Below are 23,888 nucleotides of genomic sequence, written 5' to 3'. Positions count from 1 at the left end.
ATCCGGTAGCGTCTAGCCCAGCCCGCCCTGGCAGACGTACTTGATGTGCATGTAGTCCTCCAGGCCATGCACCGAGCCTTCGCGGCCGTAGCCTGATTCCTTCACGCCGCCGAAGGGCGCGGCCTCGGCGGCCAGCGCGCCTTCGTTGATGCCGACAATGCCCGACTCCAGCGCATCGGCCACACGCGAGATGCGGCGCACATCGGTCGAATAGAAGTACGCCGCGAGCCCGAAGGGCGTGTCGTTGGCGGCGGCAATCACTTCGGCCTCGGTCTCGAAGCGCATGACGGGCACCACGGGGCCGAAGGTTTCCTCGCAGCTGCATTCCATCGTTGAGTCGGCATTCACCAGCACGGTGGGCGCGTAGTAGTTGGGGCCGTCGCAGCGCGCATTGCGCAGCCGCTCGCCGCCGACCACGATGCGCGCGCCCCTGGAGACGGCGTCGCGCACATGGCGCTCGATCTTGTCGACCGCGCGCGCGTTGATCATCGGGCCGATCTGCGAGTCTGGCTCGGTAGCCGGGCCCACGCGCAGCGCACCGACCCGCGCGGCCAGCTTGTCGACGAACGCATCGTGCACCTGGGCCTGCACGAACACGCGGTTCGGGCACACGCAGGTCTGGCCGCCGTTGCGGAACTTGGAGGCCATCAGGCCTTCCACCGCGGCGTCAATGTCGGCGTCGTCGAACACGATGAAGGGCGCATTGCCGCCGAGCTCGAGCGAGAGCTTCTTCAGCGTGTCGGCCGAAGCCCGCGCCAGGTGCTTGCCCACAGGCGTCGAGCCGGTGAAGCTGATCTTGCGCACGCGCGCATCGGCCAGCCACACGTCCACCACCTCGGGCGTGCGTTCGCGCGATGCGGTCACGATGTTGAGCACGCCGGCAGGCACGCCCGCTTCCTGCGCCAGCTTCACGAGGGCCAGCGAGGTCAGCGGCGTGTCTTCGGCCGGCTTGCACACCACCGTGCAGCCCGCCGCGAGGGCCGGTGCGATCTTGCGCGCGATCATGGCCGCCGGAAAATTCCACGGCGTGATCGCCGCGACCACGCCCACCGGCTCTCTCAACGCGAGCATGCGGCGGCCCGTTACCGGCGCGGGAATCACTTCGCCGTTGGCGCGCGTGGCTTCTTCGGCAAACCACTCGACGTAGCTGGCCGCGTAGGCGATCTCTCCGATCCCCTCGGCCAACGGCTTGCCCTGTTCGCGCGAAACCAGGCGGCCCAGGTCTTGCTGATGCGCCAGCATCAGGTCGTTCCAGCGCTTGAGGATCTGCGCGCGCTGCTTGGCAGGCACCGCACGCCAAGCTGGGAAGGCTGCGTGCGCGGCATCGACGGCTGCGCGTGCGTCGGCGGCCGTGCCGTCGGGCACGCTCGCGAAGGCGGCGTCGGTGGCGGGGTTGGTCACGTCGAGGCGGCGGGCGTCGCCGGCCTCGCGCCAATCGGCGCCGATGAGCTGGCGGCCGGGCATCAGGTCTTTGTGTTCGAGTTCGAGTGTCGTCATGGTCGAAAAGTCTTTTTTCAGGCCGCCGCGACGCGCTCTGCAATCGCGATGCCCACTTCGGTGGTGCTCGCCGAGCCGCCGAGGTCGCGCGTGCGCGGACCGTCGCGCAGCACCGCCTCTATCGCGCCCAGGATCGCGTCGTGCGCCGCGCGGCCCGCGCCTTGCCCCTGCGTGAGGAAGTCCAGCATCAGCGCGCCCGACCAGATCATTGCGATCGGGTTGGCGATGTTCTGGCCGTAGATATCGGGCGCCGAGCCGTGCACCGGCTCGAACAGCGACGGAAACTTGCGCTCGGGGTTCAGGTTGGCCGACGGCGCAAGGCCGATGGTGCCGGTGGTCGCGGGCCCGAGGTCGGAGAGGATGTCGCCGAACAGGTTGCTCGCCACCACCACGTCGAAGCGCGTGGGCTGCAGCACGAAGCGCGCCGACAGGATGTCGATGTGCTGCTTGTCGACCGTCACGTCGGGAAAGTCGAGGCCCACCGCGTCAGCGCGTCCGTCCCACCAGGGCATGCTGATCGCGATGCCGTTGCTCTTGGTGGCCACCGTCAGGTGCTTGCGCTTGCGCGCACGCGCGGTCTCGTAGGCGTACCGCAGCACGCGGTCGGCGCCGTGGCGCGAGAAGACCGATTCCTGAATCACGATTTCGCGCTCGGTGCCCTCGTACATCACGCCGCCGAGGGAGGTGTATTCGCCCTCGGTGTTCTCGCGCACCACGAGGTAGTCGATGTCGCCGGGCTTGCGGCCGGCCAGCGGGCAGGGCACGCCCTCGAACAGGCGCACCGGACGCAGGTTGATGTACTGGTCGAACTCGCGGCGGAACTTCAGCAGCGATCCCCAGAGCGAGACGTGGTCGGGCACGGTCGCGGGCCAACCGACGGCGCCGAAGAACAGCGCGTCGACGCCCTTGAGCTGTTCCTTCCAGTCGTCCGGCATCATCTGGCCGTGCGCTGCGTAGTAGTCGGCGCTGGCCCAGTCGATGGTGCGGCAGTCGAGCTCGAAGCCGAAGCGCTCCGCGGCGGCCTGCACCACGCGCAGGCCCTCGGGCATCACTTCCTTGCCGATGCCGTCGCCGGCAATCAGCGCGATGCGGAAGGTCGGTGTCATTTCGGTCTTTCTCATGATGTGAGGGCCGTGGCGCGGTCCACGTGATTCGCGCGGTCCATCTCGTCGAGCCAGCCCTGGCGCAACTCGGGGACCGAGCGCGCCAGCAGCTCGTAGTAGGGGTGGTGCGGGCCGCGGTCGTAGTCGGCGCGCGCCACCTGCGCGAGCTTGCGGCCGTGCTGCATCACGACGATTTCGTCGCACACGGCGCGCACCGTGTGCAGGTCGTGGCTGATGAAGAGGTAAGACACGCCGAGCTCGCGCCGCAGCTCTGCCATCAGGTCCAGCACCGCCGCGCCGACCACGGTGTCGAGCGCCGACGTGACTTCGTCGCACAGGATCAGGTCGGGGTCGGCAGCGAGCGCGCGCGCCAGATTCACGCGCTGCTTCTGCCCGCCCGACAGCCCACCCGGCAGGCGACCGGCCACGGTCTGGGGCAGCTTCACCAGGTCGAGCAGTTCGCGGATGCGCCTCTGCAGCGGTTCGCCGCGCAGGCCTTTGTAGAACTCCAGCGGCCGCGCCAGGATGCGCTCGATGGTCTGCGACGGGTTCAGCGCCGTGTCGGCCATCTGGAACACGATCTGGATGCGGCGCAGTTCGTCGCGCTCGCGCTGCTGCAGCGTGGGCTTCAGTTCGCGGCCGTGGAACAGCACGCTGCCATGGCTGGGCTTCAGCAGGCCCGCCACCGCGCGCGCCAGCGTGGTCTTGCCCGAGCCCGATTCGCCGATCACGCCGATTGCCTGGCCGCGGTACAGCTTCAGGTCAATGTCCTGCAGGATCGGCTTGGCCGGGCGCCCCTGCGCATCCACCGGGCCGTAGCCGGCCGAGAGCTGGCGCACTTCGAGCAGCAGTTCGCGGCCGTCGTCGGTTGTCCCGGCTGAAGCACGCGGCACCGGCCGTGCGGCGGCCAGCAGGCTCTTCGTGTATTCGTCGGCCGGCGCGGTGAGGATCTGCCCCGTCGCGTTCAGCTCGCGCATGCGTCCGTTGCGCAGCACCAGGATGTGGTCGGCCATCTGCGCCACCACCGCCAGGTCGTGGCTCACGTACACCGCGGTGGCGCGGCGCTCGCGCACCACGCGGCGGAAGGCGCGCAGCACTTCGATCTGCGTGGTCACGTCGAGCGCGGTGGTCGGCTCGTCGAGGATCACGAGGTCGGGGTCGCCGATCAGCGCCATCGCCGCCATCAGCCGCTGCAACTGGCCGCCCGACACCTGGTGCGGATAGCGCGAGCCGATGCTCTCCGGATCGGGCAGCGCCAGTTCGCGAAACAGCTGCACCGCTTTCGCCTCGGCTTCGGCCCGCTTGCACAGGCCGTGGATCACGGTCGGCTCGACCACCTGGTCCATGATCGTGCGCGAAGGGTTGAAGGATGCAGCCGCGCTCTGCGCGATGTAGGCCACGGTGCGCCCGCGCAGCGCGCGCTGTGCGCGGGCATCGAGCGCCAGCACGTCGGTGTCGCCGATCTGCACCCTGCCTGCCGAGATATGGCAGCCGTGGCGTGCATAGCCCATCAGCGCCAGCGCGGTGGTGGTCTTGCCGGAGCCCGACTCGCCGATCAGCGCCAGCACTTCGCCGGGCTGCACGGAGAAGCTCAGGTTGTCGACCAGCGTGCTCGCGCCGGCGCAGATGCTCAGGCCCCGGACTGTGAGTGGTGCTCCCATCAGCGTGTTCCTTTTTCTCGCGCGGCGCCGCCGGGCAGGTTGTCGATGACGAGGTTGACCGCGATGGTCAGGCTCGCGATGGCCAGCGCCGGCACGATCACTGAGGCACCGCCCATGGCCAGCGCGCCGATGTTTTCGCGCACCAGCGATCCCCAGTCGGCGGCCGGCGGCTGTATGCCCAGGCCGAGGAAGCTCAGGCTCGCCAGCAGCAGCACGGTGTAGACGAAGCGCAGCCCCAGGTCGGCCAGCATCGGGCCGACGATGTTGGGCAGGATCTCGCGCAGCATGATGTAGAGCGTGCCTTCGCCGCGCGTGCGCGCCACGGTCACGTAGTCGAGCGCGTTGATGTTCACGGCCAGTGAGCGAGCGATGCGGTAGGCGCCGGGCACGTAGATGATGGCCGCGGTCAAGACAAGCATTGGCACCGAGGAGCCGAAGCCCGCCACCATGATGAGCGCGAACATCTTGCTCGGAATGGCCGTGAGGGTGTCGAGGCAGCGGCTGAGCGTTGCGTCGATCCAGCGGCCGCTGGCTGCTGCCAGCAGCGCCAGCACGGTGCCGGTGCCGCTGGCCACGAGCGTGGCGAGCAGCGCGACGCCGACCGTGTAGCGCGCTCCTTCGATCACGCGCGCCAGCATGTCGCGGCCGAGGTAGTCGGTGCCGAGCCAATGCGCCGCGCCGATCGGCATGAAGACGTTCGAGGTGCCGGTGGATGCCGTGCTGTACGAGAGCAGCCAGGGGCCGAACACCGCCGCGAGCATCCAGAAGAGCAGCACCGCGAGGCCGAGCAGGCCGGAGACGCCGAAGCCTGCGAGCCAGTGCAACCGGCCGCGCTTCGGCTCGGGCAGCGGCGCGGCCGCGATGGAGGCCATGGCGTTCACAGCCGGAGAAGAGGAGGGGGAGGTGGACGATTCCATGCTTGCTGCCTCTTCTTCAGCGGTGCCGCAGCCGCGGGTTGGCGACGATGCCGCAGATGTCGGCAGCGGTCACCAGGATCAGGTAGGCGCAGCAGAAGATCATGGCGCAGGTCTGCACCAGCGGCATGTCGCGTTGCGAGACGCCATCGACCATCAGCTTGGCGATGCCCGGGTAGTTGAAGATGGTCTCGACGATGATCACGCCGCCGAGCAGGTACGACAGGCTGAGCGCCACCGCATTGGCGATCGGGCCTACCGCGTTGGGCAGCGCGTGCGCCAGCACCATGCGCATCGGCGAGGCGCCCTTGAGCCGCACCATCTCGATGTAGGGCGCCTCGAGCTGGTCGATGACCGCGGCGCGCGTCATGCGCATCATCTGCGCGACGATCACGCAGCACAGCACCAGCACCGGCATCGCGAAGGCCTGCAGCATCTGGCCCAGCGAGTCGATGTCGCTGACGAAGGAAAGCGCCGGCAGCCAGCGCAGCTTGACCGCGAACACCAGCACCGCCAGCGTCGCGACCAGGAATTCCGGCACCGACACCACCGCCACCGCCGAGGTCGAGGCCAGGCGATCGAACCAGGAGCCGCGCCACACCGCCGAGGCGATGCCCAGCGCCAGCGCGATCGGCACCGAGAACAGTGCCGTGACAGCAGCCAGCAGCAGCGAGTTGGGCAGGCGGCTGGCAACCAGCTCCGACACCGGCATCTGCGTGGTGGCCGAGCGGCCGAGATCGCCCTTCGCGATGCCGAGCAGCCACTGCGCATAGCGCTTGGGCGCGGGTACGTCCAGGCCCATTTGCGCGCGCAGCGCGGCCAATGCTTCCGGCGTGGCGTCCTGGCCGAGCTGCTCCTGGGCTGCGTCGCCGGGCAGCACCGCGGTGATCGAGAACACGATCACCGACACCGCCAGCAGCGACAGCAGCGCCAGCGCTATGCGCTGGCCGAGCAGCTTGAGGATCTGTCGGTTCATGTCAGCGGGCTCATGCTTCGAGCCATACGCTCTCGGCAAAGTTGTAGCCCATGAGGCCGCCGAGCGGAATCGGCGACAGCCCCTTGAGCTTGGAAGTGTGGCCGTCGATGCTCGCGAGGAAAAGCGGAATGCCGATGCCGGCGTCCTGGTGGATCATGGTCTGCATGTCGGCGTACATCTGCTTGCGTTTGGCCAGGTCGGTCTCGGCGCGCGAGGCCAGCAGCAGCTGGTCGAACTTCTCGCTCTTCCAGCGCGACTCGTTCCAGGCCGCACCCGACTGGAAGAACTGCGTGAGCAGCACGTCGGCGCTCGGGCGCGGGTTGACGTTGCCGAAGCCCACCTGGCTGTTGAGCCAGTGGTTCGACCAGTAGCCGTCGGCCGGCATGCGCTTGATGTCGAGCTCCAGGCCTGCGCGCTGCGCGGTCTGCTGCAGCATCAGCGCGATCTCCACCGAGTAGAGCGCCGCGGGAGACGCCACCACCGGCACCTTGCCGGTGACGCCGGCCTTCTGCAGGTGGAACTTCGCCTTGTCCAGGTCGAAGGGGCGCTGCGGCAGGCCGCCGAAGTAGAAGCGGTTGGTCGGGTCGATCGGCTGGTCGTTGGCGACCACTGCGTAGTCGAGCGCGATGGTCTTCTTCATCTGCTCGCGGTCGAACAGGTGCTTCATGCCGAGCACGAAGTCCGGGTTGGCGCCGGGGCCCGCGTCCTTGCGCATCACTAGGTCGGAGTACTGGCCCGACTGGGTCACGAAGATGCCGAAGCCGGGCGTGCCCTTCACGCGTTCCACCGAGCGCGGGTTGACCGAGCCCACCAGGTCCATGCCGCCCGACAGCAGCGCGTTGACGCGGGCGCTCTCGTCGCCGATGCCGACGAACTCGATCTCGTCGAGGTACGGCTTGCCGGGTTTCCAGTAGGCCTCGTTGCGCACCACCAGCGAGCGGATGCCGGGCTTGAACTCCTTGAGCTTGTAGGGGCCGGTGCCGATGCCGGTGTTGAAGTCGGTGGTGCCGTCCTTGACGATGTGGAAGTGGAAGGTGCCCAGGATCACCGGCAGGTCGGCGTTGGGCGCGCTCAGCACCACCGTCACTTCGTTCGGGCCCGTGGCCTTCACGCTCTCGATCTGGTCGGCGAGCACCTTGGCCTTGGAGGCCGCGGCCGGGTCTTTGTGGCGCATCACCGAGAAGACAACGTCGGCGGGCGAGAGCGCCTTGCCGTCGTGGAACAGCACGCCCTTGCGCAGCGTGAACACCCAGGTCTTGGCATCCTTGGTGGTGAATGATTCGGCCAGCGCGGGCTGCGGCGTCAGGCTGCCGTCGAGCGTCGTCAGGCCGTTGTAGATCATGTTGCAGCGCGAGTAGTCGGTCTGGTTCGACTGCTTGGCCGGATCGAGCGTGTCGGTCGCGGCAGCGGTGGCCCCCGCCACCCGGATGCGCCCGCCGCGCCGCGGCGTCTGCGCATGGGCCGACACCGCCATGCCCGCCAGGCTGCCGGCCAGCGTGGCCTGCATGCCGCCGGCCATCAGCATCGTCAGGATGTCGCGCCGAGAGGCGCCGCGTCGCAGCGATGCCATCACGCGAAGGCTTTCGTCTGGGCCGACGAGGTTTTCGAAGCTCTTGTTGCTGCTGTCGCTCATGGTGGGTGCTCCTGAGGGGCCGTGGGGTGGAAGAAAAATCGGAAACGAACGAAAGAGATGACTGCAAGCCCTCAGGCCAGTCTGTCCTTGAGCCGGTAATAGAAGCCCACCGCCGGCAGGAACCACGGCGGGCCGAAGTGGCCGGGAATGGCGGGCCACTCGCGGCCCTGCCAGGGGTTGGCGCCCGCATTGCCGCCCATCACGGCGGCCATGCGTTCACCCATGTGCACCGACATCTGCGTGCCGTGGCCGCTGTAGCCCATGGCGTAGTAGAGGCCGTCGCGTTCGCCGGCGTGCGGCAGGCGGTCTTGTGTCATGTCGACCAGTCCGCCCCAGCAATAGTCGAGCCGCACCGCGCCGAGCTGCGGAAATGTCTCGGCCAGCCCCGCGCGCAGGATGTCGCCGCTCGCGGCATCCGACTGCGGGCTGGAGACCGCGAAGCGCGCGCGCCCGCCGAACACCAGCCGGTGGTCGGCCGTGAGCCTGAAGTAGTGGTGGATGTTCGCGATGGTCGTGTAGGTGCGCCGCGCCGCGAGCAGCGCCTGCGCACGCTCGGCGCCCAGCGGCTCGGTGACGACGATGAAGCTGCCGATCGGCACGATGCGCCGGCGCAGCCAGCCGAAGCTGCCGTAGCCGCCATGGCGCGTCGCGCCCGTGGCCAGCAGCACCTGCTGCGCCGTGACCACGCCGCGCCCGGTGTGCAACCGGTGTGCATGGCCCTGGCCGATGCGTTCGATGCGGCTGACCTCGGTGGCGGTGTGAATCTGTGCGCCGTTGCGCTGCGCGGCCGTCGCCAGTCCGTGCGCGAAGCGGCCCATGTGCATCTGGCCGCTGCGCTTGTAGAGCAGGCCGCCGTGGAAGCGTTCGCTCTGCACCTCGGCGCGCACGCGCGCCGCGTCGAGCAGTTCGACGTCGCAGTCCACGCCGTCGTCGACCAGGCGTCGGGCGCTGTGTTCGAGCGCGGCCATCTGGTTCGCCCGCGTGGCGAGCTTGAGTTTGCCGTGGCGCATGAAGTCGCAGTCGATGGCCTCGTCGCGCACCAGCCGCGCCACCGTATCGACTGCCGCGTCATAAGCGTGATACCAGCCGCGCGCGCGCTCGACGCCGACCTTGGCCGCCACATCGGCGTAGTCGACGGCCAGCCCGTTGTTGACGTGCCCGCCGTTGCGCCCCGAGGCTTCTGCCGCCACGCGCTCACCGGCCTCCAGTACCGCGACGCGGGCACCACGCCGGGCCAGTGCCAGCGCCGCCGACAGGCCGGTGAAGCCGCCGCCGACGATGGCTACGTCGACCTGCGCCGGCAACTCATGTGCCTCGGGGGCGAAGGCTGGCGCCGAATCGGTCCAGTAGGAGTCGAGCTTCATGGCGTGGAGCTGGTGCTGCAAGAAAGAAAGATCAGAGGCCGACGACGCCGGGCAGGCCGCCGATGTCCTGGATCTCCGTGTAGCGGTACGCCGGGTTGCCCGGCCCATGGCCGCGATTCACGAACACCTTGTTGACGATGCCCAGGTCGTCCGCCGACATCAGGTCGTAGCGCAGGCTGGACGACACGTGCAGCACGTCTTCCGGGTTGCAGCCGAGCGAATCGAGCATGTATTCGAAGGCGGTCAGGCGCGGCTTGTAGGCCTGGGCCTGCTGCGCGGTGTAGACGCGGTGGAAGGGAGCGCCGAGCATCGCGACGTTCTTCTGGATCTGGTCGTCCGATGCGTTCGACAGAATCACCAGCGGGATTTCCTTCGCGACCTTGGCCAGGCCGGCGGCCACGTCGGCGTGCGGGCCCCAGGTGGGCACCGCGTCGTAGATCTTCTGCGCGTCCAGGTCGAAGTACTGGATCTTCCACTTGCGGCACAGACGGCGCACTGCGTTCTTCAGCACCACCTCGTAGGGCTGCCAGGCGCCCAGCACCTCGTCGAAGCGGTAGGCCGCGAAGTCGGCGATGAACTGCTCCATGTGCTCGGCCGGAATGCGATCGGCGAAGAGATCATGCGACATCTCTTTCATGCGGAAGCGCGTCAGCGTTCCGTAGCAGTCGAAGGTCACGTACTTGGGCTTGAAGGTCATGGTCTCGAATCCTTGGGTTCATTCAAACCGGTCGCCGGCCGGGTCGGGTCGCTTGCTTTGGATGGCAATTGCGACAAGCTCATTACGAATTGATTGCAGCACGCAGCCGCTCCGGAGTTGTAGGGAAAAACGTTGCCCGCCGCGACAAAGCTGCGGTTTGAAGGGGGCGTGGCGGCATGCCATGCGGTCTGCCCTCCATGCGTGCGGCGGCGCACCTCAGTGCGTCGCGGCGAAGTCGATGAGCACGCTTTTGAAGCGCAGGTTGGCCTCGACCGCCTGGCGCCCCAGGTCCTTGCCGATGCCCGATTGGTGATAACCCCCGGTGGGAATCACGAAGTCGGCGCTGCGGCCGTAGCGGTTGATCCAGACCGTGCCGGCACTGATGCCGCGCATCGCCCTCAGCGCGCGGCCGATGTCGGCGGTGTGCACGCCGCTGGCCAGCCCGTAGTGCTCGTGCGCGGCAAGCGCCAGGCCTTCTTCTTCGTCGGCGAAGGTCTGCACCGTGAGCACCGGTCCGAAGATCTCTTCGCGCACCGCGGGGTTGGCGCCGTCAACGCCCTCGATCAGCGTGGGCTGGAAGTAGGCGCCGCCCGGCCCGCCGTCGAACAGGCCGCCGCCGCAGCGCACGGTGGCCCCGGCGTCGCGCGCGCGATCGACGATCTCCAGGATGCGGCCGGCCTGCGGCGTCGAGATGATGGGCGGCAGCGTGGCCGTGTCGTCCCAGGTCGCACCCGGGCGCATCGCCGCGAAGCGCGCCGCGATGCGCTCCACCAGCGCCTCGGCAATGCCGCGCTGCACGATCAGCCGCGACCCGGCCACGCACACCTGCCCCGCGTTGCCGGTGATGGCGCCGGCGATCATGCCGGCCAGGCGGTCGATGTCGGGTGCATCGTCGAACACCAGTTGCGGGCTCTTGCCGCCGAGTTCCAGCGTTACCGGCTTGGGGCCGGTCATGGCGCAAGCGGCCATGATGGCGGCGCCGGTGCGGGTGGAGCCGGTGAAGGTCATCTTCGATATCAGCGGGTGCCGCGAGAGCGCGTCTCCAGTGATGCGGCCATCACCCTGCACGACGTTGAAGAGCCCGGACGGCACGCCGGCCTCGATGGCCAGCTCGGCCAGCCGCAGCGCCGACCAGGGCGTGAGCTCCGATGGCTTGAGCACCACCGCATTGCCGGCCGCGAGCGCCGCGCCGACCTTCCACGACACCATGACCAGCGGAAAATTCCACGGCGTGATCGCACCGATGACGCCGTAGGGCTCGGCCACCACCATGCCGAGGTGGTCGTGGCGCGTTGCCGCGACCTCGCCGCCGAGCTTGTCCGCGTACTCGGCGAAAAAGCGCAGGCCCTCGGCCGTGAATGGAACGTCCCACGCGATGGCGTCGCGCACCGGCCGCGTGGAGCACACGGCTTCCAGCGGGCCGAGATTTGCCGCATCGGCCTCGATCAGTTCAGCCCAGCGGCGCATCACGCGAGCGCGTTCACGCGGTGCACGGCGTGCCCAGTCGCTGTGGCGCCAGGCATTCCATGCGTCGCGCACGGCGGCGTCCACCGTGTCGGCGTCGGCCAGTGGAAGCTCGGCATGCGCCTGCGCATCGGAGGGCCTGTGCACCACGATACGGCCGGCGTCGGGCACGAGGCGCCCACCGATGAAATGGCCCGAAGGCACGTGGATCTGTCGCGGGTCGAAGGCTTGCATGGGCGTAGGTTGCGAGAACACCGCAAGAGCGGCGATCGATCCTAGGCAGGTTGGCACAGCATTTGTATGCGTACGCAGGCACCGCACCGCAGCGAATTGCAAAACCCGGGCACGTTGCAGCCGAAGCTTGCAAGTTGCAGTGAACGTCGATTTCGGTCTGGCACCGTGCGCCGATGTCGTCCAAGATGGAAGGAACATCCTCTTCGCTACCGAGACCTTTCAATGCCCGATCAGACCCCGAATGCACCCACCGGAGACGGCGTGGTGCTGAGACCGATGACGCCTGCCGACCTGCCGTTCGCACAGGCGCTGACCGACCTGTTGCGCTGGCCGCATCGGCTGGCGGACTGGGCGCAGGTGTTCGCGCATGCCGAGGGCATCGTGGCCGAGCGCGACGGCGAGATCATCGGCTGTGCCCTGCGCTGGCTCTGGGGCGAACGCCACGCCACCCTCGGCCTCGTGGTCGTGACGCCAGCCTGCCAGGGGCGGCGCATCGGGCATCGCCTGATGAGCGCACTGCTCGACGGCCTGGAAGACCGCACGGTGCTGCTGCATGCCACCGCCGAAGGTCGCGGCCTCTACGAGCGGCTGGGGTTCGTGCGCACCGGCGAATTGCGGCAGCACCAGGGCATCGCGCAGTCGGCGCCGCTGGTGGCCTTGCAGCCAGGCTGGCGTCTGCGGCCTGCCGGTGTTCACGAGGCAGCAGCGCTGCAGGCCCTCGACGCGGCGGCGCGTGGCATGCCGCGCGATGCATTGATTGCCGACCTGCTGTCCACCGCCGATGCCTGCGTGGTGCTCGACCATGACAACGAACCGCGCGGCTTTGCGATGCTGCGTCGCTTCGGGCGCGGGCATTCGATCGGGCCGGTGGTTGCGCCTGATGTCGACGGTGCGAAGGCGTTGGTCGCGCATCTGGCCAGTGTGAATGCCGGGCACTTCACGCGCATCGACATCGACTTCGACAGTGGGCTGTCTGAGTGCCTGGAGAGCATCGGGCTGCTGCGTGTGGATGCGCCTACGACGATGGTGCGTGGTGCGCCGCTTGTCACTCCGGCGGGTGGTCCTTCGCTCTTTGCCATCGTTACTCAGGCTGTTGGATGAGCGCTTGCTGTTCGGGGTGCGATCACGCCGACGGGAGTACCCGGTGTCATTCGCACGCACCCTGAACGTGTTCCCAGCTGAGTCCAGTCAATCATGAAAACTACCTTCCTCTACAAATCCGACCCGGCAAGAGGCCGCCTGTGGGCCGAAGTGTTCAGCCGCCGCGCCCCCGACATCGACTTCCGCATCTGGCCCGACATCGGCGACCCAGCGCAGGTGCGCTTCCTCGCAGCCTGGGAGCCGCCGGAAGATCTGGCAACGCGCTTTCCCAATCTGGAAGTGCTGTTTTCTTCCGGCGCGGGCGTCGACCAGTTCGACTTCGCAGCGCTTCCGGCCTCGTTGCCAATCGTGCGCATGGTGGAGCCCGGCATCGTGCGCGGCATGGTCGAGTACGTGACGCATGCTGTGCTTGGCCTGCATCGCGACATGCCGCAATACCGGCGCCAGCAGCAGGAGGGCCTGTGGAGGCCGCTGCCCGTGCGGCCCGCTGGTGAACGGCGCATCGGCGTGCTCGGATTGGGCTCGCTCGGGCAGGCCGTGCTGGCGCAGCTTGTTGCGCTGGGCTTCGACTGCGCAGGGTGGAGCCGTTCGCGGCACGAGGTCGACGGCGTGCAATGCCATGCCGGCGCCGATGAGCTGCCGGCCTTTCTGGCGCGCACCGACATCCTCGTGTGCCTGCTGCCTCTGACCGATTCGACACGCGGCTTTCTCGATGCGCGGCTGTTTTCGTTGCTGCCCACGGGCGCCGGGCTGGTGCATGTGGGGCGCGGGCCGCAGCTTGTGGATGCCGACCTGCTGGCCGCGCTCGCAAGCGGGCAGATCGGCGATGCGGTGCTCGACGTGACCGACCCCGAGCCGCTGCCGCTGGAGCACGCCTTCTGGCGCCATCCGCGCATCCAGCTCACGCCGCACATCGCGAGCATGACGCAGCCGCTGAGCGCGGCGGAAGTGGTGCTCGACAACCTCGAGCGCTTCGAAGCCGGCGAGCCGATGCTCGGGCTGGTCGATCGCGCGCGTGGGTATTGAAGACGGGAAGAAGGAAGACCGACCGCACGATCTGCTGCGTGCCATGCACACAACCGCAGCCTGCTTTGTGCGGCACCCCCAAAGCAGCACCACCTCGTGCGGTGCGCCGCCTAAGCTGAGGGCATCGAAAGCTCCTTCGCTCTCGCTCCCTCCAACACTGCCATGACGCACCCCACCGCATTGCCCCACCAAGCCGCGCTCGACGCAATCGACCGCGCGCATCTCATCCACCCCGTCTCGCCCTGGCGCGTGCACGAGCAGCGCGGCCCCACCGTGCTGTCTTCGGGCCGTGGTGCCTGGCTGACCGATGGCAACGGCCACGAACTGCTCGACGCCTTTGCGGGCCTGTGGTGCGTGAACGTGGGCTACGGGCAGGAGAGCGTGGTGCAGGCCGCCACCGAGCAGATGCGCAAGCTGCCGTACGCGACCGGCTACTTCCACTTCAGCAGCGAGCCGGCCATCCGCCTTGCTGAAAAACTGGTGCAGATCACGCCCGCCTCGCTGACCCGCGTGTACCTCACGCTGGGTGGCTCCGAGGCGGTCGATGCCGCCGTGCGCTTCATCGTGCAGTACTACAACGCGACCGGCCGGCCGTCGAAAAAGCAGTTCATTTCGCTGGAGCGCGGCTACCACGGCTCGTCGTCCACCGGCGCGGGCCTCACGGCGCTGCCGGCCTTTCATCGCGGCTTCGACCTGCCGCTGCCCACGCAGCACTACATTGCGTCGCCCTACGCCTATCGCCATGCCGACGGCGCCGACCCGCAGGCGCTGATCGCCTCGTCGGTCGCGGCCTTGCGCGCCAAGGTGGCCGAGCTGGGCGCGGACAACGTGGCTGCCTTCTTCTGCGAACCCATCCAAGGCTCGGGCGGCGTCATCGTGCCGCCCAAGGGCTGGCTGAAGGCCATGCGCGAGGCCGCGCGCGAGCTCGACATCCTCTTCGTCGTGGACGAAGTCATCACCGGCTTCGGCCGCACCGGTCCCATGTTCGCCTGCGAAGCCGAAGGCGTGGAGCCCGACCTGATGACCATGGCCAAGGGCCTCACGGCCGGCTACGTGCCGATGGGCGCGACCATGATGTCGGAGAAGGTCTACGCCGGCATCGCCGACGGCGCGCCCGAGGGCGCCTCCGTCGGCCACGGCGCGACCTATTCGGCGCACCCGGTCGGCGCCGCTGTTGCGCTCGAAGTGCTGCGGCTCTACGAGGAAGGCGGCATCCTTGCCAACGGCCAGCGCGGCGCGGCGCACTTTGCCGCCGGGCTCGATGCGCTGCTCGCGCATCCGCTGGTGGGCGATTCGCGCCACCGCGGCCTGCTGGGCGCGCTGGAGCTGGTGAGCGACAAGGCCAGCAAGCGCCGTTTCGATGCGGCGCTGGGGCTGTCCGACCGCATCTTCGCCGCCGGCTACCGCAACGGCCTGGTGTTCCGCTCATTCGGCGACCACATCCTCGGCTTTGCGCCTGCGCTCACCTTCACCGAGGACGAGTTTGCGCAGATGTTCGCGCGGCTGAAGAAGACGCTCGACGAAGTGCTGGAAGCACCCGACGTCCGCGCCGCGATGGCGGCCTGAGCGAACAGGCACGCAAAGCCCGCAAGACCGGCGGCCAACGACGCAGAATCGGGCTTTCTCTCGTTATCAGGCACCGCCATGTCAGAAGCTTTCAAGATCGACCGACTCGACCTTCGCATCCTGGCCCAGTTGCAGAAGAACGGACGCATGACCAACGTCGACCTGGCGGATGCGGTGGGGCTCTCGCCCAGCCCCTGCCTCATTCGCGTGAAGCGGCTGGAGCAGGCCGGCTACATCGCCGGCTACGGCGCGCACCTTCGGCTCGAGAAACTCGGCGACACGCTGACCGTGTTCACCGAGGTCACGCTGTCTGACCACCACCGCGAGGACTTCGTGCGCTTCGAGGCTGCGATCCGCGAGGTCGACGAGGTACTCGAATGCCACCTGGTCAGCGGCGGCTACGACTACCTGTTGCGCTTTCTCACCCGCGGCGTGAATCACTACCAGGAAGTGATCGAAGGGCTGCTCGAACGCAACATCGGCATCGCGAAGTACTTCAGCTACATCGTCATCAAGTCGCCGTTCATCAAGACGCACTGTCCGATCGAACGGCTTTTTCCTCACGAGCGCTGACCGGCGCCTTCGACCGTCCATGCCTGAACCAAAGCCTCGCTTCCAGCCGCCAGCCCGCTTCGTGCGGCTCGCGGAAACCGACCGGCCCGCGCTGACCCTGCACATCGACGGCGAAGCCCGCACCGCGCTGGCCGGCGACACGCTGCTGGTGGCGCTGCTGAGCAACGGACGACGCGTGCGCGACAGCGAGTTCGGCGACGGGCCGCGCGCCGGCTTCTGCCTGATGGGCGCCTGCCAGGACTGCTGGGTGTGGACACCGGCCGGCGAGCGCCTGCGCGCCTGCTCGACGCCGGTGGAAGAGGGCATGTCGGTGTTCACGCGCCCGCCGGCGGACCACTGGTTGCCGACACCGGACCTGCAGCAGTCGCTGGCTCGCCATGCGCCGGAGGGTGGGGCATGAGCGGGGCGCCTCCTTCTTTTCCTTCTGCTTCGCCACGCATCGTCGTTGTGGGCACCGGCCCCGCCGGCGTGCGCGCCGCGCAGGCGCTGGTGCGCGCCGGCGTGCGGCCCATCGTCGTCGATGAAAGCCGGCGCGACGGCGGCCAGATCTACCGCCGCCAGCCCGAGGGCTTCAAGCGGCCCTATGCCAAGCTCTACGGCACCGAGGCCGAAAAAGCGCAGGCGCTGCACAGCGACTTCGACGCGCTGCGCGACCACATCGACTACCGCGGCGACACGCTGGCCTGGAATGTGAGCGAAGGCGCGCTGCATGTCGTGCATGCCGGCGAGCCGCAGACGCTGCCCTTCGATGCCTTGCTGGTGTGCAGCGGCGCGACCGATCGCCTGATGCCCGTGGCGGGCTGGCACCGCGCCGGTTGCTACAGCCTTGGCGCTTCGCAGATCGCGCTGAAGGCGCAGGCCTGCGCCATTGGTTCGCGCGTCGTCTTCATGGGCAGCGGCCCGCTGCTGTACCTCGTGGCCTCGCAGTACGTGCAGGCCGGCGCGCGGGTGGCAGCGGTGCTCGACACCGCACCGGCCGCCAAGCCCTGGGGCGCCGTGGCCGGTTTGCTTGCAAGACCGCGGTTGGCACTGCGCGGGCTCGCGCTGATTCGCGGCCTGCGCCGCGCGGGCGTGCCGGTGCTGCAAGGCGTGGCGCCGCAGCGCATCGACGGCGACGACAGCCTGGGCGTGCAGGCCGTGGCCGTGCGCGATGCCCAGGGGCGCGAGCAGCGCTTCGAGTGCGATGCCGTGGGCCTCGGCTGGCACCTGCGCGCCGAAACGCAGCTGGCCGACATTGCGCGCTGCGACTTCGAATTCGAGCCGCTGAGCCGGCAGTGGCTGCCGCGCATCGACGCCGATGGCCGCAGCAGCACCAAGGGCGTGTACCTGGCGGGCGACGGCGTTCGCATCCTCGGCGCCGATGGTGCCGAAGCGGCCGGCCGACTGGCAGCGCTCGCCGCGCTGGCCGATCTCGGCCATGCACCGGGCCGTGCGCTCTACGACGCCGAGTCCGCCGCGTTGCGTCGCACGCTGGCGCAGATGAATCGCTTCCGCGAAGGCCTGGCGCGTGCCTTTCCATGGCCGCATGCACAGGCTGCGGCACTGCCCGACGACGCGGTCGTGTGCCGCTGCGAGGCGGTGACGGCAGGCGAACTGCGCCGCTGCGTCAACGAGATGGACAGCCATGAAGTCAACCGCGCCAAGGCCTTCAGCCGCGTCGGCATGGGGCGCTGCCAGGGCCGCTTCTGCGGCCACGCCTCGGCCGAGATCGTGGCGCAGGCCAGCGGCGTGCCGGTGCAACTGGTGGGGCGTTTGCGCTCGCAGGCACCCGTCAAGCCGCTGATGATGAACACGCGCGAGGTGCAGGCATGAGCGATACGACGACCACCACCGACGTGCTGGTGCTCGGCGGCGGCCTGATGGGCACCACCGCCGCCTTCTTCCTGCGCCGCCAGCATGGCCTGTCGGTCACGCTGCTCGAACGCGAGCTCGTGGGCCGCCAGGCCAGCGGCACCAACTTCGGCAATGTGCGCAGGCAGGGCCGCGCGCTGGCGCAGATGCCGCTGGCCAACCGTGCGCGCGCCGTCTGGGGCCGCGTGAAGGAACTGCTCGGCGAAGACCTGGAGTTCGTGCCCTACGGCCACCTGCGCGTCTGCTACACAGAGCAGCAGGCTGCGGTGCTGGAGCAGCACGCGAAAGACGTGAGGCCGCTCGGCCTCGATCTCGAACTATTCGATGCGGAGCATCTGCGCCGGCGCTGGGGCATCTTCGCGCCCGGCATCGTGAGCGGATCGCTGTCGCCGAACGACGGCCACGCCAACCCGCGCCTGGCCGGCCCGGCCTTCGCACGCGCCGCGCGGCGCGCGGGCGCGAACATCGTCGAGCAGGCCGAGGTGATGCAGGTCGAGCGCGATGGCGCGGGCTTCGTCGCCCACACGGCGGACGGCCGGCGCTTTCGCGCGGCGCAGCTTTTTGTAGCCTGCGGCGCGTGGTCGAACCGCATGGCCGAACAGTTCGGCGAAGCCGTGCCGATGGATGCGCGCGGGCCGCAGATGGGCGTGACGGAGCCGCTGCCCTACGCCATCGGGCCGTCGATCGGCATCTCTTCGCCCATCGAGCACGAGGGCCTGTACTTCCGGCAGATCGCGCGCGGCAACATCGTCTTCGGCGGCGGGCTCAAGGGGCCGGCGCATGCGCAGCACATCCGCGCCTACGTGAAGCCCGACAACGTGCTGCGCCAGTTGCGCGAGCTGCGCCGCTTCGTGCCGGCCTTCGAGCACGTGCAACTGATCCGCGTGTGGAGCGGCATCGAGGGCTACACCGCCGACTGGCAACCCGTGATGGGCCCGAGTGCCCGCGTGCCGGGCCTGCACTATGCCTTCGGCTTCAATGGCGAGGGCTTTGCGATCAGCCCGGGCGTGGGCGAGACGATGGCCGAGCTGATCGCAACCGGCCAGACGTCGACGCCGATCGAGAGCTTCTCTATCGGCCGGTTCGCGAATGAGCTGACGAAGCAGGCGGCCTGAGGCCGCTGCTGCCCGCTACTGCGCCATCACGACGAAGACTTTGCGCAGGGTCTCGTGCACATGCCACTCGCCGGTGGTGTGCGCCGGAAAGAACAGCGTGTCGCCCGCGCGAATCTCCAGCGCGGCGCCATCGGTCGGCGTGAATGTGCAGGCACCGGCGAGGATGTGCATGACCTCGGCGTTGGCCAGCTGGCGCTCGAAGCGGCCGGGCTCGCATTGCCAGATGCCGCTCTTGTTGTCACCTGCGCCGGCGAGCTCGACGTCGATGCCGCTCAGCCGGCAGGGTGGCTGACTCAGGGGGCGTGCGGGCGTGCCCTGGTCTTGCAGGCCGCCGATGGTGGCCGACTGGCGAAGGATGGTGATGCCCATGGTGCTCAACGTCCGGCCTCGACCGCATCGGCCAGTTCGGCCAGCGTGTGGAAGTGGTAGTCGGGCACGGTGTGCTTCGACTCGATGGTGCCGCCCGAACCCTTTTGTGCATGCCGTCGCTCGATCCAGCAGGTGGTGATGCCCAATTGCTTGGAGATGCCGATGTCGTGGTACTGGCTTTGCGCCACGTGCAGGTTGTCGGCCTGCTTGTAGCCCCAAGCGCCTTCGAAGCGGCCGCGGGCATAGGCGAAGTAGCGCGCGTCGGGCTTCTCGCACAGCGCGTCGTCGCAGCTCAGCAGCATGTCGAAGGGCGAGCCCAGGGTCTTGTCGAAATGCGCCAGTGCCCAGGCTTGCGCATTGGTCATCGTCACCAGCTTGAAGCGCTTGCCGAGCCGCTTCAGCGCTTCCACCGAATCGGGGAACGCCGGCCATTGCGCGACCGAGTCGCGCAGGCCCTGCGCGATGGCGTCGGTGTCGGGCAAGCCAAGCGCCGGCGCGACGGCGTGCCAGCAGCGCTCCAGGTCGTCGGGGTACCAGCCGGCATTGCCGTCGGCACGCGCGCGCCGGTAGGCGGCGAGGAAGTCGTCGTCGCTCACGTCGGCATCGGGCGCCGCGCTGCGCAGGTAGGCGAGCATGCCGCCCTCGAAATCGATCAGCGTGCCGACGACGTCGAAGGTGAGGACCTTGAAATCTTGCAGGGACATGGAAAAGCTCCGAGGATGAAGAAGAGGACTTCATCGAGCATAGGTGCGCACCCTGCGGGCGCGGGCCCGAACTTGGGCCGCGTCACGGCACAGGATGCGGTTGTCGGCGCCGCGGTGGCATCTTCTTGCGCGGCAGCGCTCAGTTCTCGCCGACGTGGCCCTTGTGCTGCGGCAGGTCGTCCGTGATCGTGAACCACGGCGCCTTCGAGTCGACGAAGATGTGCGCGGTCGGGCGAATCGCTGGCGCATCGACCAGCGTGCCCAGGGTGACGTGCACGAACTGGCCGTCGCGCACCACCGAATAGAGCAGCGAGCCACACTTTGCGCAGTGAATATCGCCCGCGTCCTTCTTGCCGTAGATCATCACCGCGTCTTCGCCCTGCGTAATGGCGAGCTTGCCGCGCTCGATGCCCGCGAAGGGCTTGAAGGCCGAGCCGGTCGCGCGCCGGCAGTCCGAGCAGTGGCAGTTCAGGGCGTAGGCGAATTCATCCGCCACCTTGTAGTGGACGGCGCCGCAGAGGCACTTTCCCGCGAGCATGCGGCCGATGAAGAAGCTGCCTCAGCCCGCCAGGCCCACGAACACGTTCTGCACGTCGTCGTTCGCGTCGATGGCCGCCAGGAAGGTTTCGACTTCTTCCAGGTCTGTCGCGCTCAGGCTCGCCGGATCGACCGGGTTCTTGGGCTTGTAGCCCAGCTTGGCCGATAGCACGGTGAAGCCCTGGGCCGGCAGCGCGCGGCTCACGAGGTCGAGGTCGGTGGGGTCTGTCAGGAAGACCGCGGGGTGGCCTTCGCTGACCGGTTCGAAGTCTTGGGCGCCGGCTTCGATGGCGGCCACTTCGGGGTCGGCGTCGGGTTTGGCGGGTTCGGCTTCGATCATGCCGACGTGGTCGAAGTCCCACGACACCGAGCCCGAGGTGCCCAGCTGGCCCTTGCGGAACAGCACGCGCATTTCAGGCGCGGTGCGGTTCACGTTGTCGGTCAGGCACTCGACCATCACCGGCACGCGGTGCGGCGCGAAGCCTTCGTACATCACATGCTCGAAATGCACGGCCTCGCCAGTGAGGCCCGCGCCTTTCTTGATGGCGCGGTCGAGCGTGTCCTTGGGCATCGAGGCCTTGCGCGCCTGCTCCACGACCAGCCGAAGACGCGAGTTGGAGGCCGGATCGGCGCCGTTGCGCGCGGCCATCATGATTTCCTTGGCGAGCTTGCTGAATAGCCGGCCCTTGGCATTGGCCGCCAGATCCTTGTGTTTCGCTTTCCATTGGGCGCCCATGTCTGTTTCCTTGAATGTGTGTTGTGCGTGCGGCCGTGTCTGGCAGGCTCCTGGCTTTGCAGAAAGAAGGGCTGGATGACCGGATCGGGGCGACTACTGTAGCCTTCTTCCCATGACTGCTGCACACGAAAACCAGTACCCCACGCCGTTCGAGTCCGGCAACGGCAACCAGACCACCACCTGGGCCGAATGCATCGCCTTCTACGAGCGGCTGGCCGGGCAATTTCCCGGCGTGCTGCGCTGGGGCGAGATCGGCGTGTCGGACACCGGCGTTCCCCTTCACGCCGGCGTGGTCACTGCCGACGGCGTGTTCGATCGCGACACGCTCAAGCAGCAGCGCCGCCCGGTGTTCTTCAATAACAACGGCATCCACCCCGGCGAGCCCGAGGGCATCGACGCCTGCATGGCGCTGGTGCGCGATTTCTGCACGCAGCCCGGGCGGTTGGCGGCGCTGGGCGACACGGTGTTTTTGTTCATTCCCGTCTACAACGTGGACGGCTGTATCAACCGGCAGAACACCTCGCGCGTGAACCAGCTCGGGCCCGAATCTTTCGGCTTCCGCGGCAACGGCCGGCACCTGGACCTGAACCGCGACTTCATCAAGTGCGACAGCCTGGCCGCGCAGGTGTTCAACCGCTTCTTCACCGCGTGGGACCCGGATGTGATGGTCGACACCCACACCTCCAACGGCGCGGACTACAGCTACACCATGACGCTGATCCCGACCCAGCCCGACAAGCTGGGCGGCGGGCTCGGGCAGTTCCTGCGCGAAAGCATGCTGCCTGCGATCTACGGCGATATGGCGCAACGCGGCTGGCTCACCTGCCCGTACATGAACCTGCTGGCCGAGACGCCCGACGACGGCATCGAGGACTTCCTCGACCTGCCGCGCTTTTCCACCGGCTATGCGGCGCTGCACCACACCATCGGCTTCATGCCCGAGACCCACATGCTCAAGCCCTTTGCCGACCGCGTGGCTTCCATGCGGACGCTGGTCGATGTGGTGCTGGAATTCACCGTCGCGCATGCGGCGCAGATTCAGAATCTGCGCCGCGACGCCAAGGCTGCTGCAGCGCAGCAGGCGCGCTGGCCGCTGACATGGCGCAACGACCGCAGCCGGCCGGCGAGCCTTCGCTTCAAGGGCTATCGCGCGGTTCGCACGCCGAGCCGGCTCGGGAACTACGAGCGCCTGGCCTACGACCGCAGCCAGCCCTGGGAGAAAGACATCGTGCACTTCGATCGCTGCGTGGAAGACCTGGCGGTCGCGGCGCCCAAGGCCTACCTGGTGCCCCAGGCCTGGCGCGAAGTGATCGAGCGCCTGCAATGGAACGGCGTCGAGCTGCGGCGCCTGGAAGCGGACCAGTTGTTCGATGCAGCCCGGGTGTACCGCGTGCAGAGCGTGACCTCGCGCGCGAGCGCCTACGAAGGCCACATGTTCCATGACCAGCTGGTGCTCGCCACGCACACCGAGCGCTTCCAGGCGCGCGTGGGCGACGTGCTGGTGCCACTGGACCAACCCAACGCCCGCTACGCGGTCGAGACGCTGGAGCCCGAAGCCCACGACAGCTTCTTCCGCTGGGGCTTCTTTAATAGCGTGCTGGAGAAGAAGGAGAACTTCTCGGCCTATGTCTTCGAGGACACCGCGCTGCGCATGCTGGAGGACGAGCCCGCGCTGAAGCGCCAGTTCGAGCAGTGGAAGGCGGACAACCCCGAGAAGCTGTCTGACCAGCAGGCTGTGCTGGGCTTTCTCTTTGCGCACGGCCGGCGCCATGCGGAGCCGGGGTGGCGGCGCTATCCGGTGGTCGGGCTGATGTAGGCAGGTCGCGGCGCGGACAGCAGTTTTTTCCAAGTCCCGGCGGCGCATTGCGTCTAGGCTGCGGTCATCCTTCAACTCCTTTGGAACGACCAGACATGCGATCCAGCGACGCGCAACAGAAGACAGATGCCTTTCACCGGCTGCACGCCGGCCCTGATCCATTGGTTCTCGTGAACGCCTGGGACGCCGCCAGCGCCCGCATCGTCGAGCGCGCCGGCGCAAGCGCCATCGGAACCACCAGCGCGGGCATGGCCTGGTCGCTTGGCTACGCGGACGGCGAGCGCATGCCCGTCAGCGAGCTGATCGCAGCCTGCGAGCGCATCTGCCGCGTGACGGGAGTGCCGGTGAGCGTGGACATCGAACAGGGTTACGGCGACAGCACGCAGGCGGTGGGCGACGTGGCAAGCGCGCTGATCGGCATGGGCGCGGCCGGCATCAACATCGAGGACGGCACACGGCCGGGCACGCGCGAGCTGGCGGCGCCCGAGGTGATGTGCGAGCGCATCGCCGCCATCCGCAAGCTCGATGCGCGCTTTTTCATCAACGCGCGCACCGACGTCTACTTCGTGCCCTGGAACGACCCGGTGGCACGATTCGAAGAGGCGCTGCGCCGCGCACAGCTTTACGCGGCGGCGGGCGCGGACGGCGTTTTCGTGCCCGGCATGTCCAATCTTGAAGAAATCGAGCGGCTGTCTGGCGCGCTGAGCCTGCCTGTGAACGTGTACGCGGGCTATGCCGGCGCACCCTCGGCCGATGGCCTGGCACGCGCCGGTGCACGGCGCATCAGCCTGGGCTGCGGCCCGCTGCAGTCGGCGCTGGGGCTTGTGGACCGCATCGCCAAGGAGGCCTTCGAGCATGGCCGCTTCGGCACGATGGGCGAGGGCATGCTGTCGGTTGGCGAGATCAACGGGCTTTTTGCCGCCACTGCCTGAGCTCCTTGGCCCCATGGCG

22 protein-coding genes are annotated in these 23,888 nt (G+C 68.3%); 9 read left to right on the top strand and 13 right to left on the bottom strand.

Features of this window, described 5'->3' with window-relative positions; translation table 11 throughout:
• Window positions 1-12: 12 nt before the first annotated feature.
• The 9 genes from ACZYSP_RS14175 to ACZYSP_RS14135 all read right to left on the bottom strand — a co-directional run bounded on the left by ACZYSP_RS14175 (window position 13) and on the right by ACZYSP_RS14135 (window position 11,543).
• The gene (locus tag ACZYSP_RS14175) at window positions 13-1,497 is read right to left on the bottom strand and encodes an NAD-dependent succinate-semialdehyde dehydrogenase (protein WP_489014739.1); all 1,485 of its coding nucleotides are present in this window, start codon (window positions 1,495-1,497) and stop codon (window positions 13-15) included.
• Between the two features lie 17 nt (window positions 1,498-1,514).
• A complete protein-coding gene (locus ACZYSP_RS14170) occupies window positions 1,515-2,603 on the bottom strand; it encodes a tartrate dehydrogenase (RefSeq protein ID WP_093076886.1) in 1,089 nt (362 codons plus the stop codon).
• 11 nt (window positions 2,604-2,614) lie between these two features.
• Window positions 2,615-4,261 carry an ABC transporter ATP-binding protein gene (locus tag ACZYSP_RS14165; protein WP_489014737.1) on the bottom strand — a complete coding sequence of 549 codons (1,647 nt, stop codon included), beginning with the start codon at window positions 4,259-4,261 and terminating at the stop codon, window positions 2,615-2,617.
• On the bottom strand, window positions 4,261-5,133 hold the full coding sequence (locus ACZYSP_RS14160; protein ID WP_489015005.1) for an ABC transporter permease: 873 nt from the start codon (window positions 5,131-5,133) through the stop codon (window positions 4,261-4,263). The genes ACZYSP_RS14165 and ACZYSP_RS14160 overlap by 1 nt, the downstream gene beginning before the upstream one ends.
• A 61-nt stretch (window positions 5,134-5,194) precedes the next feature.
• Window positions 5,195-6,151 (bottom strand): ABC transporter permease, encoded by a 957-nt coding sequence (locus tag ACZYSP_RS14155; protein ID WP_093053887.1) that lies wholly within the window; start codon window positions 6,149-6,151, stop codon window positions 5,195-5,197.
• Between the two features lie 10 nt (window positions 6,152-6,161).
• Window positions 6,162-7,784: an ABC transporter substrate-binding protein gene (locus ACZYSP_RS14150; RefSeq protein ID WP_093076890.1), complete on the bottom strand. Its 1,623-nt coding sequence runs from the start codon at window positions 7,782-7,784 to the stop codon at window positions 6,162-6,164.
• Between the two features lie 71 nt (window positions 7,785-7,855).
• The gene (locus tag ACZYSP_RS14145) at window positions 7,856-9,148 is read right to left on the bottom strand and encodes an NAD(P)/FAD-dependent oxidoreductase (RefSeq protein ID WP_093076892.1); all 1,293 of its coding nucleotides are present in this window, start codon (window positions 9,146-9,148) and stop codon (window positions 7,856-7,858) included.
• A gap of 31 nt (window positions 9,149-9,179) precedes the next feature.
• Window positions 9,180-9,845, bottom strand: coding sequence for a haloacid dehalogenase type II (locus ACZYSP_RS14140; RefSeq protein ID WP_093076893.1), 666 nt, complete (start codon window positions 9,843-9,845; stop codon window positions 9,180-9,182).
• Between the two features lie 216 nt (window positions 9,846-10,061).
• A complete protein-coding gene (locus tag ACZYSP_RS14135) occupies window positions 10,062-11,543 on the bottom strand; it encodes an aldehyde dehydrogenase family protein (RefSeq protein WP_093076895.1) in 1,482 nt (493 codons plus the stop codon).
• A gap of 222 nt (window positions 11,544-11,765) precedes the next feature.
• Here ACZYSP_RS14135 and ACZYSP_RS14130 point away from each other — a divergent pair, with 222 nt between their 5' ends.
• The 7 genes from ACZYSP_RS14130 to ACZYSP_RS14100 all read left to right on the top strand — a co-directional run bounded on the left by ACZYSP_RS14130 (window position 11,766) and on the right by ACZYSP_RS14100 (window position 18,775).
• Window positions 11,766-12,644 carry a GNAT family N-acetyltransferase gene (locus ACZYSP_RS14130; RefSeq protein WP_093076896.1) on the top strand — a complete coding sequence of 293 codons (879 nt, stop codon included), beginning with the start codon at window positions 11,766-11,768 and terminating at the stop codon, window positions 12,642-12,644.
• A 93-nt stretch (window positions 12,645-12,737) separates the two neighbouring features.
• Entirely contained in the window at window positions 12,738-13,670 is a 933-nt protein-coding gene (locus ACZYSP_RS14125) for a 2-hydroxyacid dehydrogenase (RefSeq protein WP_093076898.1), read from the top strand.
• A gap of 162 nt (window positions 13,671-13,832) precedes the next feature.
• Window positions 13,833-15,236, top strand: a complete 1,404-nt coding sequence (locus ACZYSP_RS14120; protein WP_093076900.1) for an aspartate aminotransferase family protein — start codon at window positions 13,833-13,835, stop codon at window positions 15,234-15,236.
• Window positions 15,237-15,314: 78 nt separating this feature from the next.
• Window positions 15,315-15,809 (top strand): Lrp/AsnC family transcriptional regulator, encoded by a 495-nt coding sequence (locus ACZYSP_RS14115; RefSeq protein ID WP_007828485.1) that lies wholly within the window; start codon window positions 15,315-15,317, stop codon window positions 15,807-15,809.
• A 19-nt stretch (window positions 15,810-15,828) separates the two neighbouring features.
• Window positions 15,829-16,209: a (2Fe-2S)-binding protein gene (locus ACZYSP_RS14110; protein WP_093076901.1), complete on the top strand. Its 381-nt coding sequence runs from the start codon at window positions 15,829-15,831 to the stop codon at window positions 16,207-16,209.
• Window positions 16,206-17,621, top strand: coding sequence for an FAD/NAD(P)-dependent oxidoreductase (locus ACZYSP_RS14105; protein ID WP_489014730.1), 1,416 nt, complete (start codon window positions 16,206-16,208; stop codon window positions 17,619-17,621). Before ACZYSP_RS14110 ends, ACZYSP_RS14105 begins: the two co-directional genes overlap by 4 nt.
• Window positions 17,618-18,775 (top strand): NAD(P)/FAD-dependent oxidoreductase, encoded by a 1,158-nt coding sequence (locus tag ACZYSP_RS14100; RefSeq protein WP_093076903.1) that lies wholly within the window; start codon window positions 17,618-17,620, stop codon window positions 18,773-18,775. Before ACZYSP_RS14105 ends, ACZYSP_RS14100 begins: the two co-directional genes overlap by 4 nt.
• A 15-nt stretch (window positions 18,776-18,790) precedes the next feature.
• Here ACZYSP_RS14100 and ACZYSP_RS14095 read toward each other — a convergent pair whose 3' ends face one another.
• The 4 genes from ACZYSP_RS14095 to ACZYSP_RS14080 form a co-directional block, all read right to left on the bottom strand.
• Window positions 18,791-19,144, bottom strand: a complete 354-nt coding sequence (locus tag ACZYSP_RS14095) for a cupin domain-containing protein (RefSeq protein WP_093076905.1) — start codon at window positions 19,142-19,144, stop codon at window positions 18,791-18,793.
• A gap of 5 nt (window positions 19,145-19,149) precedes the next feature.
• Window positions 19,150-19,848, bottom strand: a complete 699-nt coding sequence (locus tag ACZYSP_RS14090; RefSeq protein ID WP_093076906.1) for an HAD-IA family hydrolase — start codon at window positions 19,846-19,848, stop codon at window positions 19,150-19,152.
• A gap of 139 nt (window positions 19,849-19,987) precedes the next feature.
• Window positions 19,988-20,386 (bottom strand): GFA family protein, encoded by a 399-nt coding sequence (locus tag ACZYSP_RS14085; protein ID WP_093076908.1) that lies wholly within the window; start codon window positions 20,384-20,386, stop codon window positions 19,988-19,990.
• Window positions 20,387-20,407: 21 nt separating this feature from the next.
• Window positions 20,408-21,121 (bottom strand): YebC/PmpR family DNA-binding transcriptional regulator, encoded by a 714-nt coding sequence (locus ACZYSP_RS14080; protein WP_093076909.1) that lies wholly within the window; start codon window positions 21,119-21,121, stop codon window positions 20,408-20,410.
• A gap of 112 nt (window positions 21,122-21,233) precedes the next feature.
• Here ACZYSP_RS14080 and ACZYSP_RS14075 point away from each other — a divergent pair, with 112 nt between their 5' ends.
• Window positions 21,234-22,937 (top strand): M14 family zinc carboxypeptidase, encoded by a 1,704-nt coding sequence (locus ACZYSP_RS14075; protein ID WP_093076911.1) that lies wholly within the window; start codon window positions 21,234-21,236, stop codon window positions 22,935-22,937.
• A 95-nt stretch (window positions 22,938-23,032) separates the two neighbouring features.
• A complete protein-coding gene (locus ACZYSP_RS14070) occupies window positions 23,033-23,869 on the top strand; it encodes an isocitrate lyase/PEP mutase family protein (RefSeq protein ID WP_093076912.1) in 837 nt (278 codons plus the stop codon).
• Window positions 23,870-23,888 lie beyond the last annotated feature (19 nt).

Source organism: Variovorax sp. F042, assembly GCF_057814215.1.
Note: the sequence above shows the minus strand (reverse complement) of the source record. Positions and strands in the feature narration are given on the sequence as shown.